The sequence below is a fragment of the Jejudonia soesokkakensis genome (assembly GCF_042664795.1).
In the GTDB taxonomy this organism is placed as follows: domain Bacteria; phylum Bacteroidota; class Bacteroidia; order Flavobacteriales; family Flavobacteriaceae; genus Jejudonia; species Jejudonia soesokkakensis.
This window is the reverse complement of sequence record NZ_JBHTBN010000005.1, coordinates 1-19,067: the sequence shown is the minus strand read 5'-3', so window position 1 is coordinate 19,067 and position 19,067 is coordinate 1. Positions and strand designations below refer to the sequence as shown.

Annotated in this window: 18 protein-coding genes; 10 read left to right on the top strand and 8 right to left on the bottom strand. The window is 35.6% G+C overall.

Going from position 1 to position 19,067, the window contains the following annotated elements:
* Positions 1-57: 57 nt before the first annotated feature.
* The 4 genes from ACFQO1_RS09895 to ACFQO1_RS09880 form a co-directional block, all read right to left on the bottom strand.
* Entirely contained in the window at positions 58-1,593 is a 1,536-nt protein-coding gene (locus ACFQO1_RS09895; RefSeq protein ID WP_380217882.1) for a G-D-S-L family lipolytic protein, read from the bottom strand.
* A gap of 17 nt (positions 1,594-1,610) precedes the next feature.
* On the bottom strand, positions 1,611-2,858 hold the full coding sequence (locus ACFQO1_RS09890; RefSeq protein WP_380217881.1) for an OmpP1/FadL family transporter: 1,248 nt from the start codon (positions 2,856-2,858) through the stop codon (positions 1,611-1,613).
* Between the two features lie 99 nt (positions 2,859-2,957).
* Complete coding sequence (locus ACFQO1_RS09885) at positions 2,958-3,719, bottom strand: alpha/beta fold hydrolase (RefSeq protein WP_380217880.1); 762 nt, start codon at positions 3,717-3,719, stop codon at positions 2,958-2,960.
* 1 nt (position 3,720) lies between these two features.
* Positions 3,721-4,434 (bottom strand): pyridoxine 5'-phosphate synthase, encoded by a 714-nt coding sequence (locus tag ACFQO1_RS09880; RefSeq protein WP_380217879.1) that lies wholly within the window; start codon positions 4,432-4,434, stop codon positions 3,721-3,723.
* A gap of 152 nt (positions 4,435-4,586) precedes the next feature.
* Here ACFQO1_RS09880 and ACFQO1_RS09875 point away from each other — a divergent pair, with 152 nt between their 5' ends.
* The 8 genes from ACFQO1_RS09875 (at position 4,587) to murI (ending at position 12,588) form a co-directional block, all read left to right on the top strand.
* Positions 4,587-5,243: a CBS domain-containing protein gene (locus tag ACFQO1_RS09875; protein ID WP_380217878.1), complete on the top strand. Its 657-nt coding sequence runs from the start codon at positions 4,587-4,589 to the stop codon at positions 5,241-5,243.
* A gap of 2 nt (positions 5,244-5,245) precedes the next feature.
* The gene (locus ACFQO1_RS09870) at positions 5,246-6,133 is read left to right on the top strand and encodes an NAD kinase (protein WP_380217877.1); all 888 of its coding nucleotides are present in this window, start codon (positions 5,246-5,248) and stop codon (positions 6,131-6,133) included.
* Between the two features lie 99 nt (positions 6,134-6,232).
* Positions 6,233-6,925: a type IX secretion system protein PorG gene (gene porG, locus ACFQO1_RS09865; protein ID WP_380217876.1), complete on the top strand. Its 693-nt coding sequence runs from the start codon at positions 6,233-6,235 to the stop codon at positions 6,923-6,925.
* Positions 6,926-7,003: 78 nt separating this feature from the next.
* Positions 7,004-7,744: an isoprenyl transferase gene (locus tag ACFQO1_RS09860; RefSeq protein WP_380217875.1), complete on the top strand. Its 741-nt coding sequence runs from the start codon at positions 7,004-7,006 to the stop codon at positions 7,742-7,744.
* Between the two features lie 10 nt (positions 7,745-7,754).
* Positions 7,755-10,295, top strand: a complete 2,541-nt coding sequence (locus ACFQO1_RS09855; protein WP_380217874.1) for a BamA/OMP85 family outer membrane protein — start codon at positions 7,755-7,757, stop codon at positions 10,293-10,295.
* Between the two features lie 38 nt (positions 10,296-10,333).
* The gene (locus ACFQO1_RS09850) at positions 10,334-11,176 is read left to right on the top strand and encodes an OmpH/Skp family outer membrane protein (protein WP_380217873.1); all 843 of its coding nucleotides are present in this window, start codon (positions 10,334-10,336) and stop codon (positions 11,174-11,176) included.
* A gap of 48 nt (positions 11,177-11,224) precedes the next feature.
* A complete protein-coding gene (locus ACFQO1_RS09845; protein WP_380217872.1) occupies positions 11,225-11,731 on the top strand; it encodes an OmpH/Skp family outer membrane protein in 507 nt (168 codons plus the stop codon).
* Positions 11,732-11,796: 65 nt separating this feature from the next.
* Complete coding sequence (murI, locus tag ACFQO1_RS09840; protein ID WP_380217871.1) at positions 11,797-12,588, top strand: glutamate racemase; 792 nt, start codon at positions 11,797-11,799, stop codon at positions 12,586-12,588.
* Here murI and ACFQO1_RS09835 read toward each other — a convergent pair whose 3' ends face one another.
* Positions 12,589-13,320: a LytR/AlgR family response regulator transcription factor gene (locus tag ACFQO1_RS09835; protein WP_380217870.1), complete on the bottom strand. Its 732-nt coding sequence runs from the start codon at positions 13,318-13,320 to the stop codon at positions 12,589-12,591.
* Position 13,321: 1 nt separating this feature from the next.
* Positions 13,322-15,517 carry a histidine kinase gene (locus ACFQO1_RS09830; protein WP_380217869.1) on the bottom strand — a complete coding sequence of 732 codons (2,196 nt, stop codon included), beginning with the start codon at positions 15,515-15,517 and terminating at the stop codon, positions 13,322-13,324.
* 197 nt (positions 15,518-15,714) lie between these two features.
* Here ACFQO1_RS09830 and ACFQO1_RS09825 point away from each other — a divergent pair, with 197 nt between their 5' ends.
* Positions 15,715-16,743, top strand: coding sequence for an SIMPL domain-containing protein (locus ACFQO1_RS09825; protein WP_380217868.1), 1,029 nt, complete (start codon positions 15,715-15,717; stop codon positions 16,741-16,743).
* A gap of 4 nt (positions 16,744-16,747) precedes the next feature.
* Positions 16,748-17,896, top strand: a complete 1,149-nt coding sequence (locus tag ACFQO1_RS09820; protein ID WP_380217867.1) for a vWA domain-containing protein — start codon at positions 16,748-16,750, stop codon at positions 17,894-17,896.
* Positions 17,897-17,928: 32 nt separating this feature from the next.
* Here ACFQO1_RS09820 and ACFQO1_RS09815 read toward each other — a convergent pair whose 3' ends face one another.
* Both ACFQO1_RS09815 and ACFQO1_RS09810 read right to left on the bottom strand, forming a co-directional pair.
* A complete protein-coding gene (locus ACFQO1_RS09815; protein WP_380217866.1) occupies positions 17,929-18,927 on the bottom strand; it encodes a PorP/SprF family type IX secretion system membrane protein in 999 nt (332 codons plus the stop codon).
* 12 nt (positions 18,928-18,939) lie between these two features.
* The coding region (locus ACFQO1_RS09810; protein WP_380218154.1) for a T9SS type B sorting domain-containing protein at positions 18,940-19,067 on the bottom strand (128 nt) is incomplete at its 5' end.

The window sequence follows — 19,067 nt, the reverse complement described above, 5'->3', positions numbered from 1 at the left end:
TAAAAAAACCGCTTCCAAAAAATTTGAAAGCGGTTCATTATAATTTTAGGTGTACAATTACGGGTTGTTAGCAGCCGTGATTGTTCCATACGCTCCAACGTTTACCATTGGAATAGTTGCGTCGTATTTATTGTTAATAGCATCAATAATTAGATTAGCAGTATAGGCGTATCCTCTTGGTGTTGGGTGAACACCATCTAAAGAAAATGCTCCCCCTGTTACAAAGGTTGATGTCAATACACCCCCATCAAAAGGAATTCCTGTTCTCAATTGAGCTAAAGCTGATCTCGCATCAACAAAAGCCAAGTTATTAGCTACTGCTGCTGCTTGTATTGTTTGATTGTATGAAGCTGTAGCTGCAGCAACTCTATTTTGCTCTGTTCCTGTAAGTACAAAACCGTCAGATAATGGGATAGAAACCCCAACTACGCCTAACGGATTGTTTGGGTCTGGCGTAGTACCTAAAACTGAAGCAGCAGGTAATACAATTAAATCATTGGCGTTTGCCTGACGTAACATTCCTAATAAACCAGCTGTTTGAGGAGGAAGATTAAACGGAGGACCTTGCAATACTTGTGTAAGATCTGTTAAGTCATCATCCATAATAATAGGAAAATTAGCTCCTGCAGAAAAATTAATTTGCCTTGAAGCAGCTTCTTCAGCAGTAATAAAACCTGCCTGTGCTAACCCTGGTAATACTTGTGTATTGAATAATGCAAACTGAGCATTTACTGCTCCTGCTGTTGCAGCATCTAATGGAATAGACTGTGCAGGAACTGTTGTAAAGTATGGAATTGATGTTACATCTGGAATATTAACTAATACTCCTCCAGAAGCACCTGCAGCTAAAGCAGCAACTTCCTGATTATATACATTCGCAAAGAATCCTGGATCTGTGATATCATTAGGCCCATATGTTAATGGGTTTTGGTTTCCTTGCTGATATACACCAACACCACCAGAAGTTGCATAACTTAAAATGTCGTTGTTTCCTATCCAAAGTGAAAAGAAAGTAGGACTTAAAGAAACAGCATCTCCAAGAACTGTTGCATTATCGCTAGTTGCGAAACGTGCAAAATAAGGATTGGCTGCGCCAGAAGGAACACCGGCAACATTTCCATACCCAGGAGCAACTAAGTGAAAACTTTTAGCTCCAGGAACTCCCATGTTATTAAAAGGCCCGGTAGCACTTGTTGTAATCTCTGTAGTTGGATTTCCTTCTAACCTAACAGGCCCAGGATTTCCATTTGGTCCAACGGCCAAAACAAATCTATTTTCAGTGATCTGGTTTCCTCCTAAAAGCAAACCTCCTAAGTTATCATCCATTAAAGGTTGGGTAAACTCTCCTCCACCAGCAAAAGCAAATTGCTGTGCCATGATGTTTGGATATGAGTTCTCTTGTCCAGTGATATAAAGTGCACCATCTGCAAAACCAGCAGTAAGTGAATTACCAACAGCCACATATCTAGAGAGGTCTGCGGTTCCATTGCTGTAGAATCCTGCATCTTCAACAGAGTTTTCAAATTCTGGATCACAGCTAACAAAGCCAAAGGCTACTGCTAATCCAGCTACTATTTTAATTGTATTTTTCATCTTGCTATTTTTTTTAATTACATTTTATACGTAAGACCTATACCAGGAACAAACGCATTTGATTTATAGGTTCCTTCAAAAGGAACAGCGTTTCCATTTTCAAAATAGAAATCATAAGAAGCATCAATTTCCTCAAAGTGAGAGTATAAAAATGAAGCATCGATCTGGAAACTATCACTTACATTAAATGTAAGACCTGCAGTAAAGTTATTACTATCGTTTCTTGGAGTTTCCGGTGCAAAGAATCCATCTCTAACTGGAGACTCATCAAAATAGTAACCAGCTCTTAAAGTAAACTTACTCGTTGCATCGTATTGGAAACCAAAACGGTATGTTGAAGAGTTTTTGTAGTTTCTTCTGTTAAATGAATCTGGAATATTTGGATCTGCAAAGTCAAGATCTAATGATTCATATACATCCCAGAATTGTCTATTAAAGTCAAAAGCAAATAACCACTTTTCACAGAATTGGTAGGATAAACCAACGCTCATTTCAGCAGGTAATGGTAGTGAAGCATCAAAGGTAGTATCTGCAAACGGTGTTAAAGGTGAATTTGGAATGTTTTCAAAATCTGCATCTCCACCTTCGGCATCTAAAATAATTTCTGCACGGTAGTTCGCGCCAATGTTTAATTTCTCTGTTGGAGAAAACATCACACCTGCAGTCCATCCTGTTCCAGAAACTCCTGAAGCATCTACTGTAACTTCTGAACGGTTTCCATCAATATCTGTTAAAGTACGGTTTAAGTTTCTATTAAAATTCACAGAACCTGTTACGAAGATCGGTCCTCCACCTACACTAAAATATTCTCCTAGTTTTACAGAAACCGTTGGCTGAATATAAATAGCAGCAAGATCAATATTATTTACCAAGTGTGATCCTGCCCAATCATCTTCATACTCTACCGTACTTCCATAAGGAGTATATACTCCAACACCAGCTGTTAACCAGTCTGTTACTGCGTACGATGCGTAAGCATATACCGGAGTACCTACAGGACTGTCTGTTCTAGCAAACTCACCAGTAGATTCATTTTGATAAGCAACATTAGAAAATACACCAAAACCTCCCACAGAGATATTTAATTTATTTTCTAAATGTACTAATCCTGCAGGATTAAAGAACATAGACTCACTGCTAACTACAGCAACTCCTGTGTGTCCCATAGCCAGTGATTTATTACCCTGCAAACTCACACGGTAACCTCCAGCATAGGTTGTTGCTGTTGCCAAAGCAAAAACAGCAAGTAGTAATACTTTCTTCATAATGATTAAATTTTAGTAATTAAATTAGCCTTATTGGTATGCTTTTAATCCCTGAAAGAGAATTTGTTATGCATACATAATAAATTTGTTTCTGCAATACTATAAAAAATTCATAACATTTTGGTAAAATTCGGAAGGATTTTCTGCATGTAACCAATGACCAGCCTTTGATATTTCAATAATTTTCGCCTTCGGAAAATGTTTTTTTATCAAAATTTCATCCATCTCTTCGATATAACCCGATTTTGACCCTTTCAAAAATAGCGTTTCTTTTTCATAGGTTGCATCTTCAGCTAGCGCTTTCCCTACTTCAGCTATTTTTTCAGAAAGTATCGGTAAATTCATACGCAGTGCCAATGTCCCTTTCTGTTTCCAGTACAGATTTTTCAGCAAGAATTGACGGGTTCCCAAGTCCTTAATATATTCTGAAAGAATTTTGTCTGCTGCGCCTCTGCTTTTTATTTCTGAAAAATCCAGTATTGACAGGGCTTTTAAAATATCCTGATGGTGTTGCGGATATGCTTTAGGCCCTATATCTGCAACCAGTAATTTTGAAACTAAATCTGAATGGGTGGTCGCAATTTGCATCGCTGTCTTACCTCCCATAGAGTGTCCCAACAAAATTATATTTTCCAAATCGTGAGTAGCACAATAGGAAACGACGTCTTCTGCCATAAGTTCATAGCTAAAATTATCACTGTGAAAACTGCGTCCATGGTTGCGCTGATCGACAAGATGCACTTCATATCCAGCCTCTGCAAACTCATTCCCGAGTGTTTTCCAGTTATCGCTCATTCCTAAAAAACCATGCAGGATGACAAATGGTTTGCCTTCTCCTATTATTTGAGAATGTAATTCCATCTTATTTTAATTTAGTGAGATATTGGCTTACAACAGTTTCCAGTCCTAGATAAATTGCTTCACATATAAGGGCATGTCCAATAGATACCTCTAATAAATTTGGGATATGTTCTTTAAAAAACTGAATATTATCCAAAGATAAGTCGTGCCCTGCATTAATTCCTATGCCTAGTTGGGTTGCTCTTACCGCACATGCAGTATAGGGTTCAATAGCTTTTTTGTTTCCCAGGCTGTATTGGTGTGCAAATGCTTCGGTATATAGCTCAATTCGATCTGTTCCTGTTTTAGCAGCCCCTTCAATCATGGCTATTTCTGGGTCGACAAAAATAGATGTACGTATATGGTTGCGTTTACATTCGGAAATGATTTCAGCTAAATAATCTTTATGTTTTACAGTATCCCAACCTGCATTAGAAGTAATTGCGTCTACAGAATCTGGAACCAAGGTTACCTGAGTAGGCTGTATTTGTAGCACCATGTCTAGAAATGAATCCATAGGATTTCCTTCAATGTTATACTCAGTCGTGACCACCGATTTTAAATCATAAGCATCCTGATATCGAATATGGCGTTCATCAGGTCTAGGGTGTATGGTAATCCCTTGTGCTCCAAAACGCTGAACATCTTTTGCAACTTGAATTAAATTGGGAACATTCCCGCCTCTTGCATTTCGCAACGTAGCTATTTTATTGATATTTACACTTAACTTTGTCATATATATGCTCCCAAAAATGGGCAAATTATTAAATTCTACCTCAATTAGAAATAGAAGGATTCTCTTTCAGAATAAATAATAATAACAAAAATACAACCCTTTGGCAGGGTTTTGAAGGTATATTTTAAGTAATTTGCATAAAAATTCAGTTTTTGAAAACACAACATTATATAATTAACGACATCACACCTTTTGAAATATCTTCAAAGATGAAGGAGATACAAAATGTGTTTAACCAGCTAACCTATTCGCACGTTCCTGTAAAAAAAGATGGGGCTTATGTAGGCTGCATTAATGAAACAGATGCGTATTGTTTTGACAGTGAAAAAGTCTTAAGTGATTATCAATATGCATTAGAACCCTTTTTTGTAAGACAGGAAACTAATTGGCTAGACATCCTAGAATCTTTTGCATTGAACAATAGTAATATTATGCCTGTACTTGATGCTTCAGGAAAATATCTTGGATATTACGAGCTTAGTGACATTATGAACCTTTTTAATGACACCCCTTTTTTAAATGAAGCGGGAGGGATTATTGTAATTGAAAAAGGTATCCACGATTACTCGTTTAGTGAAATTTGCCAAATTGTTGAATCCAATGATGCTAAAATCTTAGGAGTTTTTATTTCAAAAATGGAAAATGATCTTATGCAGGCAACTATTAAAATAGGACATACTGGTATGAATGAAATTGTGCAAACTTTTAGAAGGTATAGCTACAACGTAATTTCTAATCATGAAGAAGATAAATTCTTGGAAGATTTAAAAAAACGCTCCAATTATCTGGATAAATATCTTAATATGTAATTATGAAGGTTGGAATCTACGGGCAATTTTATCATGATAATTCTGAAGCTTATATTCAGTTAATTCTTGACGCGCTTCAAAAAAACAATGTGGAGATAGTTATTGAAGCGAATTTTTTAAAAATATTAAAAGACCACCAAGAGATTACCCATAACGTTGAAGCACTCAACACATTTACACAGCTCGACTCCTCGTATGATTTATTTTTTAGCATTGGAGGAGATGGCACTATATTAAAGTCGGTTACATTTGTCCGTAATTTGAATATCCCGATTGTTGGTATTAATACGGGAAGACTAGGGTTTCTGGCAACTATTCAGAAAGAAAACATTTCTGAAAGTATTGCTCAAATATTAAACAAAGAATATTCGGTTTCAGAAAGAAGCCTGCTAACAATTGAAACATACCCGGCTGACGAATCGCTAACTACTTCCCTTAATTTTGCCCTTAATGAAGTTGCTGTTAACAGAAAAAATACAACTTCGATGATTAAAGTAGAAACTAAAGTAAATGACAAATATCTTAATTCATACTGGAGTGACGGGTTAATTGTGGCAACACCTACTGGCTCTACTGGATATTCTTTAAGTTGTGGCGGACCAGTTATTGACCCTTCTACAAATAGTGTTGTTATTACCCCTATAGCGCCGCATAACCTTACCGCAAGACCCTTAGTTTTACCAGATTCTAGTGAAATCTCCTTAAAAGTAAGTGGTCGTGAAGACACTTTTTTAGTTTCCCTTGATTCGCGCATTATGACTCTTGCTAATGAAACTATATTACTCATTAAAAAGGCACCTTTTACGATTAAGTTTGTACAGCTACCTGAGGATAGTTTTATTAAAACACTTCGGAAAAAATTACTTTGGGGTGAAGACAAGAGAAATTAGACAATAAAATCCTTCAAAATTTGTTAATCAACAGAGACTATTTCGCTTAACCTGTGGTAGAGCGAAGTTTATTATTATATTTGCAAACTTTTAAGGCATATGAGGTATTTAGCAGTCGTCATTGTAGTACTAACTGCAACATTTTCAAGCTATTCACAAACCTATGAATTCGGTGGATTTATAGGCGGCGCAAATTACGTAGGCGATGTAGGGAGAACCAATTACATTGCTCCTAAAACACCTGCTTTTGGAGCCATTTTTAAATGGAACAGAAGTTTGCGGCATGCCTTTAGAGGATCAATTACATTTGCTAGAATCGAAGGAGATGATATTGATAGTGAAGAAACAAGAAGAAAAGAGAGAGGGTATTCATTTAGTAATAACATATTAGAAGCTTCCCTTGGTATTGAGTTGACTTTCTGGGATTATAAAGTACATAGTGGAAAACCCGTTTCTGCTCCTTATTTATATACTGGAATTACATATTTTACCTATGATGCATTATTTAAAGATGCAAATGATGCTATTGAAAAATACGATACTGCAGGATCCTTTGCAATTCCAATGGTCGTAGGATTTAAAGCAACTCCATTTAATGGTATTGCTATTGGGATGGAAATAGGCGCGAGATATACCTTTACAGATGATCTCGACGGAAGCTTTCCTGTAAAAGGACTAAAAAATGATGAAACATTACGCTTCGGAAACATCAACAGTGATGACTGGTATGTTTTTACTGGAGTCACAATTGCCTTTACATTTGGAAGAAGACCTTGCTATTGTAATTTTTAAATATAGATCAAGTCTTTAGGGCAACTTAACAAAAAATGATTTAATAACTCAAAAAGGAACAGCAGTAACGTAGATGACATGAAATTACTTGACCAAATAGATACAAGCAAACTCCCACAACACCTTGCTGTCATCATGGACGGCAATGGCCGTTGGGCAAAACAAAAGGGATTGTTTAGATCTATAGGTCATGAAAATGGCACAAAAGCAGTCCGTGAAACCGTGGAAGCGTGTGCTGAGATTAATATCCCTTATTTGACATTATATGCCTTTTCTACTGAAAATTGGAATCGTCCAAAACTAGAAGTAGAACTATTAATGAAGCTTTTGGTTTCTTCCCTAAAAAAAGAAATTAAGACTTTACAGGATAATAACATCAAATTGAATGCAATAGGCAATCTGGAAGCATTACCAAAAAAGGCGCATAAAGAATTACTCGATGTGATAGAGGCAACAAAAACAAACACTCGAATGACTCTTACACTTGCCTTGAGTTACGGCTCCAGAGAAGAAATTGTAAAAACCATTAAAGAGATTAGTCTTAAAGTAAAAAATAACCTAATTTCGCCCGAAATTATTGACGAAGCGGTTATTAATAATCATCTATATACCCGTAATTTGCCAGATGTCGATTTGTTAATACGCACCAGTGGTGAGCAACGTATTAGCAATTTTTTACTATGGCAAATTGCTTATGCCGAATTGTATTTTACCGATACTCTTTGGCCCGATTACACAAAAAACCATCTTTTTGAAGCAATATTAAATTATCAAAACAGAGAAAGAAGATTTGGAAAGACAAGTGAACAGCTTAAATAATAGCTTACTATTGCACGTATACAAAAAGTTTTATTGTACCATACTTATTACAATACTTTCGGTTTGCACCCTCTCGGCGCAACAAAAAGAGCTTGATAGTGGTAAAAAATACACCATTAATAAAATTACAGTAACCGGAGCTCAAAATTTCAATGAGCAAACAGTGATTGCATTTACAGGCCTAAAGGAGGGAGAACAGATTTATATTCCTGGAGAAAAATTAAGTACGGTCACTAAAAAACTTTGGGAGCAAAACCTCTTTAGTGACATCGCTTTTTACGTAACAGATATTAATGAAAATCTCGTAGATCTTGAACTTTATATTGTTGAACTTCCTAAATTAAACGAAGTATCAATTGAAGGTATTCGGAAAAAGAAAATCAAAACATTAATAGAAGATAATAATCTTAAAAAGGGAGTAAAACTTACCAAAAATCTCCTAACGACTACAAAGAACTACATTACAAATAAATATAAAAAAGATGGTTTCTTAAATACTGAAGTCATATTAAGCACTACTCCAGCAATTGATTCTACAGGAACTGAAATTGGAAAAGATTTAAAGATTCTTATTGATAAGGGAGAACGTGTAAAAGTCTCTAAGATAGATATTGTAGGCAATGAGGAGCTTTCTGACGCTAAAGTTAAGCGTGCAATGAAAAATGTAAAGCAAAAAAATCCACTTAGATTTTATAAAAGATCTAAGTTTTCTGAAGAAGGCTTTAATGAAGACAAAGCATCCATTATTGCTAAGTATAAATCCAATGGATTCAGAGATGCCCGCATACTTTCGGACACACTCATTGCAAAAGATGAAAAGAATGTAGCATTGCGAATAAATGTAGAAGAAGGAAAAAAATATTACTTTGGTGATATTCGTTTTATTGGAAATAGCGTTTATACAGATGGCCAACTTCGCCAGCAACTTGGTATAAAAAAAGGTGAAACCTACAATGGTGTGTTACTTCAAGAACGTATTGCAGATGTGGAAAATCCTGAAGCAGATGACTTAACCAATCTTTATCAAAACACAGGATATTTATTTTCAAGAATAAGCCCTGTAGAGGTTGCGGTTAGAAATGATACTATCGATTTTGAAATTAGAATTGTAGAAGGAAAAATTGCTTATTTCGACCATATAGACGTTGTGGGAAACACAAAAACAAATGACCATGTTATATACAGGGAATTAAGAACACGTCCAGGCCAGAAATACAGCAAAAGAAATGTGGTTCGAACACTTCGTGAATTGGGACAATTAGGATTCTTTGATCCAGAACAATTATCCCCAGAATTTAAGAACGTAGATCCAAATAATGGTACGCTAGACTTAGAATATTCATTGGTAGAAAAAGGCGCCAGCCAAATCGAATTACAAGGGGGGTATGGTGGTGGAGGTTTTGTAGGTACTTTAGGGCTTTCATTTAATAATTTTTCCCTTCGTAATATCTTTAACAAAGAAGCCTATAAGCCTTTACCTATGGGTGATGGACAAAAATTATCCATTAGAGCTCAAGGAAGTACTTTTTACCAAACCTATAGTTTATCTTTAGTCGAACCATGGTTAGGAGGAAAAAAACCTGTACAATTAAGTACTTCACTTTCTCATACGGTTCAATATTTTTACGATTTTAGAGAAAGAGACACAGATCGTAATAGGCGCTTTTTGATTACGGGTGGATCTATAGGAGTAGCCCAAAAGCTAAAATGGCCTGATGACTTTTTTGTACTCTCACAAGCCATTAGTTTTCAGCATTACAACCTTCAAAATTACAATACTGGGTTGTTTACTTTCGGAGATGGGTATGCAAATAATCTCGCTTACACCATAGGACTAAGTAGAAATAATACTACTGTTAATCCAATATATCCATTAGCTGGTTCAGACTTTAGTTTAACAGCAAAATTAACTCCTCCCTTTTCTGCATTTAACAATGTTGATTATGGAAACCTAGGAAATGATCCTGAATTTCAAAATTTTGAAGGAAATCCCGATCAGGCAAAAATCGACCAAGAGCGCTTTAAATGGTTAGAATATTATAAGATTAAGTTTAAAGGTACTTGGTATACAAATATTATTGATAAATTAGTACTCCGAACAAATACCGAATTTGGGTTCTTAGGAGCTTACAATCAAGATAGAGGAATTCCTCCTTTTGAACGGTTTTTTGTTGGAGGTGACGGACTGGGAGCTTTTAGTCTGGATGGTCGTGAGGTGATCCAGTTAAGAGGATATCCTAATCAGTCATTATCTAATGTTGATGGAAATACCATTTTTAATAAATTTTCGTTAGAAGTAAGGTATCCTATTACATTAGGACAATTGGCATCTATTTATGGGCTTGCATTTGCCGAAGGTGGAAACTCATTTGATGGCTTTAGAGAATATAATCCGTTCGATCTTAAAAGATCTGCCGGCTTAGGATTACGTATATTTATGCCAGCATTTGGATTATTAGGTATTGATTTTGGCTATGGTTTTGATCCTGTTTTGGGGGGTATACAACCTAATGGCTGGGAAACACATTTTATAATAGGACAACAATTTTAACTTTGGCACGATATTTTCTTAAACCATAACCATTAATTATGAAAACAAAAAAATTAGCTTTTTTCGCTGTTATCCTTTTTTGCTTTACGTTAACAATACAAGCACAAAGAGGAGTTCGTATTGGATACATCGACATGGAATATATTCTTGAAAGTGTTCCTGAATATAGTGAAGCATCAACACAGTTAGAAGGCAAAGTAGAACGCTGGAAGGTTGATATTGAGAAAAAAAATAAAGAGATTGACCAGATGAAACTTAATCTTAGTAACGAACGCGTGTTGCTTACAGCAGAACTTGTTGAAGAGCGAGAAGAAGAGATTCAAATCAAAGAAGATGAAATGCTCAAATACCAGCAAGATCGTTTTGGTCCTAATGGAGACTTGATTATCCAGAGAAGACAGTTAGTTCAGCCAATTCAAGATCAGGTTTTTAATATTGTTCAGGAAATTGCAGAAGCCAAAAAATATGATTTCATCTTTGATAAGTCTGCAGATATTGTTATGTTATTTGCTGCGGAAAGAAACGATATAAGCGATCAAGTTCTTAGGCAAATCAATAGAGCTGCAAAGCGTGAAGAGGTAAAAACAAGACAAGAGAAGCGAGAAGTTGAAGCACGTGACAATTTATCTTTAGAAGAAGATCAAGCTGTTACCGAAAGAGAGCAGGCTATTGAAGCTAAAAAAGATGAAAGAGAAGCAGCGGTTGAAGCAAAAAAGAACGAGAGAGAAGCATTAATGGCAGAACGTAAAAGAGTTCGTGACTCAATCAAAGCTGCAAAAGCGGCAGAGTTTGAAGCTAGAAGACAACGCCTTTTAGAGGAACGCCAACGAAGAATTGACTCGATAAGAGAAGCAAGAGAAAACAGAAACGGAGAAAATTAATTTTCCAAATATTTATAAACCATAAACATTTAATTAAATACATTGAAAATGAAGAATTTAAAACTTTTTTTAGTAGCTATCGTACTATTTATTGGAGCAACGACTGTGAATGCACAATCCAAAATAGCACATATCGACACGCAAGCGCTTGTTGAGTCAATGCCGCAAATGAAAACTGCACAAAGCGAACTAGAAAAAATTAGAAAAACGTACGACACAGAGATCAAATCTTTGGCAAAAGAGCTTGATACTAAAATTAAGCAGTACGAAGCAGAGGCAGAAAGTAAATCTGATGAAGAGAACGGAAAGCGCGTTCAAGAAGTGCAAGGAATGCAAAATAATATTGCAGCTTACAGACAACAAGCTTTACAGGATCTTCAGAAAAAAGAAGTGGACATCTTAAAGCCAGTATTGGAAAAAGCTCGTGCTGCTATTCAAAAAGTAGCTCGTGCTCAAGGATTTCAATATGTAGTTGACTCTTCACAAGGATCTGGTATCTTACTTGCAGATGGTAAAGACCTAATGGGAGACGTAAAGAAAGATTTAGGAATCTAACTTTTAAAAAGTATAAGATTAGTTAAAAATGCTCACCAGTTGGTGAGCATTTTTTATTTTTACATATGCTCAAAAACAAACCTATAGGAATTTTTGATTCAGGTGTAGGTGGAACCTCTATCTGGAAAGAGATCCACAAACAACTTCCTTTTGAAGATACGATCTTTCTGGCCGATAGTAAGAACGCCCCCTATGGCGATAAATCTTCCGAAGAGATTACTAAGCTTAGTGTAAAAAATACCGAAGCACTTATAAAACTAGGTTGCAAACTAATTGTAGTTGCCTGTAATACGGCGACAACTAATGCGATTAGGACGCTTAGAGCAACCTATGAGATTCCAATCATAGGAATTGAACCTGCCATTAAACCTGCAGCATTACAAACCAAAACAGGAAGCATAGGAATACTTGCCACAAAAGGCACCTTAAGCAGCGCTTTGTTTCATGCAACTTCTCAAGAATTCACAAAAGATGTATCGGTTGTTGAGATTATTGGGGAAGGATTGGTGCCTCTAATTGAAGCTGGAAAGCTTGATGATCCAAAAACAATAGGTTTACTTAAAAAACATCTGTTACCGATGATTGCGGCTAAAATCGATTATCTAGTTTTAGGCTGCAGCCATTACCCCTATTTAATTCCGCAGATTAAAAATCTACTTCCTCCTACTGTCACCATCATCGACTCTGGTTTAGCAGTAGCGAAACAAACGGAATCTATTCTAACAGCACACCATTTACTTTCAGAAAAAACAACAAAACCTTTGCTTCAGTTTTATACAAATGCTGAAACAACCACCTTACAATTTTTGCTTAAAGAATATGCTTCAGATATTACGATTGAAAAAAAAGTGTTTTAATCAGCTAAAAAATGCCAGCAAATCTTTCTTTTTTGAAGGACTTACCATAATTTCCTTTCCGTTAGACAGAACCACACTTCCACCCTTTCCCTTTTTATATTCGGTAATAGCATTTACATTAATCAAATACGATTTGTGAACTCGAGCAAACCCACTTTCAGCAAGCATCTCTTCAAAATACTTCAGCGTTTTACTTACCAGTTTCTTTTTATGGGTAAGGTATATATTGGTGTAGTTATCGTCTGCCTGGCAATATAAGATATCTGGGATATCCAATACTTCAAATCCATTTTGCACAGGAATAGTGATTTTGTTCGCAACCACTTTGTGTTTAGGCTGGAGAACTCTATTCTGCAAACTGTTTTCCTTTTCTTTGATGTCATATACATACGCTACTGCTTCAATTAATGTATCGATGCTAATAGGTTTTAAAAGATAATAAGCGGCGTGTGCATTTAATGCATCGATCGCATAATGATTATAAGCTGTTACAAAAACAGTTTCAAACTGCCTATCTCCAACTTTATCAAGTAGATCAAATGCATTTCCGTAGGGCATTTCAACATCAAGGAATACCAGATCCAAATCGTTGTTCCTAATGAGTTCTAATCCCTGGTCCACATTTTCGGCCTCTCCCATAAGTTGAACCTTTGGGCAGTATTTTATTAAATAGTTTTTTAAAATTTCTCTACTTGTCTCCTCGTCTTCAACGATAATTGCTTTTAGCATCATATTAATCCTTCTTTAACAGTAGCGTTACCCGGGTTCCTTCTTCATTTTGAAATTCATTTTCTACAAGTACGTCCACTTTATCTTTATACATTTTATTTAGGATTGCAATACGCTTTTGAGTATTTCCCATCCCTTTAGATTTTTGTTTTTTCTGGTTTTCAGTCTTCAATTCTTGAGATTTTTTTCGACCAATTCCATTATCGATAATACTAATTCTAATGGCTTCGGAAGAGACCGATTCAAAATTTATGAGAAGTGTACCTTTTTCTTCTTTATAACGTAAGCCGTGCCATACTGCATTTTCTACATACGGCTGAAGCAACATAGGCGGAATTACAAATTCATCCAGCTTGATTTCTTCATCAATATTAATTTGGTACTCAAATTTATCCTGAAATCTGAAATGTTCTAGCTTCGTATACAGTTCTAATAGTTCTATTTCTTTTGTTAATGGTATAAAATCTTCTTCACTATTCTCCAAAACCGATCTCATTAATTGCGAAAATTCGCTTAAGTACCTATTGGCAGAGCGCTCGTCGCTATTGGCGATAAAGCTATTTACAGAGTTTAAAGCATTAAAAATAAAGTGAGGATTCATTTGGGTTCGTAATGACTTTAAGGCGAGTAGACTATTGGCATATTTTTGCTGCTTAACATTTTTGAATTGAAAGTAAGCCATTCCCAGTAACAACAAAGCAATTAAAATTAAGGAGCCAATAACCCATTTTTGCACTTTATTATTTTTTTCAATAAGCTCCTGATTTTCAAAAGCGAGTGCATATCTACTTTCGTTAATCTGTCGTTCGTTTTCTAAGCTTGCAATTCTGTTTTGCTTTTGAGTGATCTCACGACTAAAGCGGGCTGCCTGCGAAATTTCCTGTTCTTTTTTAATATATAATTCATCTACAACTTCAACATATCGTTCATAGCTTTCGGCTGCTTTGTCAAAATTTCCAATATCTCTGTATATTTCTGAAAGTTTTCTGGTCGCATCTTTTTCAACCACCAAATCTTCTTCTGCATCGGCTTCAGCGATACTCTTTTCTAAAAATGGAATAGCTTCTTCATACTTTTCCTGTCCTAAAAAAGCATTGGCTATTTTATAATTTTGTCGCTGTGGAGTCAAAGGACTGTTTACATCGTCAATTTTTTCTGAATCTTTTAACGATTGTATTTCTTTAATGGCTTCAGTTCTTAATTGTATTTCTTTATCAAAATCACGTTTCTGATTATAAAAATCTGCTACATTATTTTTTTCTTCAACAGCTCGTTTTTTATTCTCATTTCGTGACAAACTAAGAGAGTTATCAAAATAGGTCTCAGCTTCAGCTAAAGCACCTCCTTGAGCATACACGGCTCCAATTTTAGAATTCAAGTCTGTGATCTTAGGTGTAATAGAATGTATTGTGGCAAGATCTAATCCTTTTTGATAGTTAAAAATACTCTTTACCGTATCATTGATTTCCTTGTAGGTATCACCAAGCCCCTCATATACAAGAACTCGCTGATAGCTAGAAAGGTTTTGTTGTAGCAATTGATTGTATGTTGTAATACTTTCTTGATAGTTCTTATTTTTTCGATAGGCTTTGGCCAGTTTTATCTTAACATCAATAGTACCCCTCGCAGCAAGACTCCTTTTAAAATTATCTACCGCTAGATCATTTTGATCCCAATACAAGTTGATATCTCCCAGCATCTCAAAAGCAATACTGTTTTGTACTGCGGAAGCATTTTTACCAGGGATCGCCTCAAAGGCTTTGGTCACATAATCGATACTTTTTTGGGCATCTTTTTTTAGGATACTTCCAGCTGAATCAATATAGGTATTGAACATACTTTTAGCCTCTTCTCTTGAGGTAGCCTTTGGAATTGGCTGTAGAGCTTTATCCTTTTCAACTCGAATTTTAATGTAATCGTTATTCTTTATCTCGTGATATACAGTCTCAAATTCATCACTTTTAATTACAATGAGATCTCCCACCCTTGCTTGAATTCTAAATTTTCCAGAAGTATTTGTCGTGGTGTAATCACCTCCAACAATCTCCACGTTTACTTTAGATAAGGGAGTATTTTTATCTGAGTCCACCACTTCTCCTTCAATCGATATTACGGGCCGTTGAATACGTTTACTCTGTGCGCTTAGCTGACTAACGCATAAGAGAAAAGCAAGAGACACTAAGATGTTAATTAATTTCATATGCTATTAAAACGTAAACTTACGGACTTATTACCATATCCTAAAATGGCAAAATGGCAATATCTTGTATTTATCATTGACTTTTAAGAGGTTCTCTCATTCGCTGTTCAATTTCACTCATTCAAACTACTGCTTCACTCATCATTTGTTTTATAGTAAAAAAGATGATTCTAGGTTTACACCAAAATATACAACTTATGAAACTACAACAGATCTTATTATTCTTAGTACTGACATCTTTTCTTTCAATGCCTGCGCAACATAAAGGCAATTATAATGAAGACATTCAAATATCACGTCAGAATATTGCAACGGCTGCCTATGGAAATGCTTATATAAACAATCCTAATATTCAGCAACAGTTACAGAAATTAATCCCCAGCGATATGATTTCTATAGATGTTCGGGCGTTAAAAAATGTAGAAGCCACTTCATTTACAGCTATATTCAATTTAACCCAGATTGGAGCTACCGCCGAAGAAACAAATAGTTTGGCAGCAGAGCGTATCGCAAATGTGAGAGCCGAATTAGTGAGTAAAGGTATTTCAGAAAAAGACATGGTAGTTGATGTCATATCATTTGTTCCAGTATATGAAATTGAAGTGGAGAAAAAAATCTTCAGTACAAAATATAACGAAGTGCCAAAGGGATTTAAGCTCCAGCAAAACTTACATATTCGCTTTACCAAAACCAGAACTTTTGAAAATATTCTTACTGCTTGTGCTAAAAATGAAATTTATAATCTCGTAAAAGTAGATTACTTTATTGAGGACATTGCTGCTGTTTACAAAGAACTTCAAAAAGAATTACTCTCCTTAATTGCCGAGAAAAAAGCATACTACAAAGCACTAGGATTTGATGTCTCTACGTATGATGCTCGTATAGCAGATAACAAATTTTGTTTCTTCCCAAAAGATTTTTACCAAAGCTATCAGGCATATAATAGTATTTCATTTGAAGCTTTAAAAAAACCTAAAAGTGTTACTACTGTCGAAAAAGAAACTTCCTTTTATTACCAGCCATTGTCATATCAGGAGTATGATTTAGTATTAAACGCCTCCATTTTAGAACCTGTTATCCAAATAGGGATGCATATCGCTTTACAATTTACCCCTAGACCCAAAGAAAAGAAACAGGAACCCATCACCAACACTGAAGTCAAAAATAAATACTACGTCATTTCTCCAAATGGGACTATTGATGTAAAAGAATTAAAAACAGAATAAAATTATGAAAACAGTTAAATTTTTAAGTATTGTACTCTTTTTATGTACTATTGGAGCTTGCAAAGCTGATGCAAAAAAAGAAGTCTTCCTCGCACAATACACCCCCTCTGCGAATGTTGAAAATTATCAAATTAAAGTTGCATTATTATTGGATACTAGCAACAGCATGGATGGATTGATAGATCAAGCAAAATCACAATTATGGGAAATAGTCAATGAGCTATCGTATGCTAAATGCGAAAACTCCCGTCCAGATCTACAAATTGCCTTGTATGAATACGGTAATGATAATTTATCTGAAAGAACGGGATATCTTAGAAAGATTCTTGGTTTTACAGAAGATTTAGATGATGTCTCAAAAGAACTTTTTTCGCTGACTACAAACGGCGGAAGCGAATTCTGTGGAACAGTAATTAGGGCTTCGCTTGATCAACTTGACTGGGGAAATAATGCAGATGATTTAAAAATGATTTTTATTGCCGGAAATGAACCTTTTACTCAGGGAAAAATAAATTATAAAGATGCGGGGCTTCAGGCAAAAGAGAAAGATATTGTGGTCAATACCATTTTCTGCGGAAAGTATGAACATGGTGTTGAAACCAAATGGAAAGACGGAGCACAAATCACCTATGGAGATTATATAGCAATTGACCATAATAAAGAAACCGTTCATATCGCATCTCCTTACGATGATATAATTTTACAATTAAATATTCGCCTTAACAATACTTATATTCCCTACGGAAGTCAAGGACGAAAAAAAGTAGCCATGCAGCAAGAACAGGATGAGAACGCAGCAGAGTATAGCAAAGCTAATGCCGTAAGCCGAACGGTTTCTAAAGGGTCGCACCTCTATAAAAATAGTACCTGGGACCTTGTAGATGCCGAAAAAGAAGCCGGTTTTAGCTATTCAAAACTAAAAGATGAAGAACTTCCCACCGAGTTAAGAGGGAAATCTGAAAGTCAAATAAAAGCGTATGTAGAATACATGCGAAAGGAACGTGAGACCATCCAATCTGAAATAGCCCAACAAAATCTGAAGCGAAGAAATTTTATTCAGAACAAGAAAAATACGGAGTCTAAAAATTTAGAAAATGCCATGATTCAAGCCCTTAAAAAACAAGCTAAACGTAAAAATTATATTTGGGATTAAGCAAAAAAGCCCCTCATAAAGGGGCTTTTTTATTAGTTTATCGCAGGACAATTACAATCGTAAGGCTCTGGTCTACCTCCCAAAAAGTCATATCCTAAAGTGATCTGGTGAAAACCACCACTTTCAAATTTAACCTGCCCAGATTGGTAAGTATATGTGTATGCGAACATAAAATTTTTATAGTTCACCCCCAAAATAGGAGTAAAATACTGTAGCTTTTGACCTTTAATTTCATTTCCATCAAGGAATTCTGCTCCATCAAAACTTCTACGATAGGATAACCCTCCCCATAGTTTTCCAAAGTCCATCATACGATAGGCTTTAAAATTCACATCTACTGTTTGTTCTCCTGTTCTTTCCTGAAACTGAACCAAAGCGGAAGGCTCAAAGCTCCAATCGGCGCCCACTTTTCCTATGGCGTAAGCAGCCGAAAGTATGTAGCGGCGTTGATTGTTGTTTTCAAACTCTTCAGAAAAAAGATTTCTATTTTGGAATATTATGTTCTTTACCGTAAAATGTCCTGAAAAATTCAAGAAATTATATGAAACACCTGCATCAACATTAAAATAAGAACTACTCTGAATGATCCCCGCAATAATTGGGTCAAAGTCCCGCGGATCAAATTGTGTTTCATCCAAACGTGTTTGTATCAATCCAGCACTAAGCCCAAATGATAACTGATTAAGATCTGCATCGCTTCTTGAAAACATTAAATGGTGCGCATACGTAAGGTATCCTCCAGACTGAGAAAAATATCCGTTTTGATCGTTAAATAATATGGCTCCTACCCCAGATTTATCTCCGAGTCTTGCATTAAAACTCAAGGTTTGTAAATTAGGGGCTTCATTTTGGTCAAACCATTGCTGACGTGCCGTTAACCTCACTTGATTATGAGAAGCTGCACCTGCCATAGAGGGATGCAACAAATAAAGATTATCAGACAAATAATCTGAATAGAATGGTATCCCATCCTGAGCAAAGCTAAATTGTGTTACTAATAAAAGTAATAAGTAGATTTTAGTAATCTTCATAATGCTTAATTCTTATCTTTTTAGGGTAAAATGCCCTTTAAATTCTTTAGGGGTTTCGTCTTCCATATATTCTACCCTAAACCAGTAATCACTCGATGGCAATGGATTTCCATTATAGGTACCGTCCCATCCTGCCGATT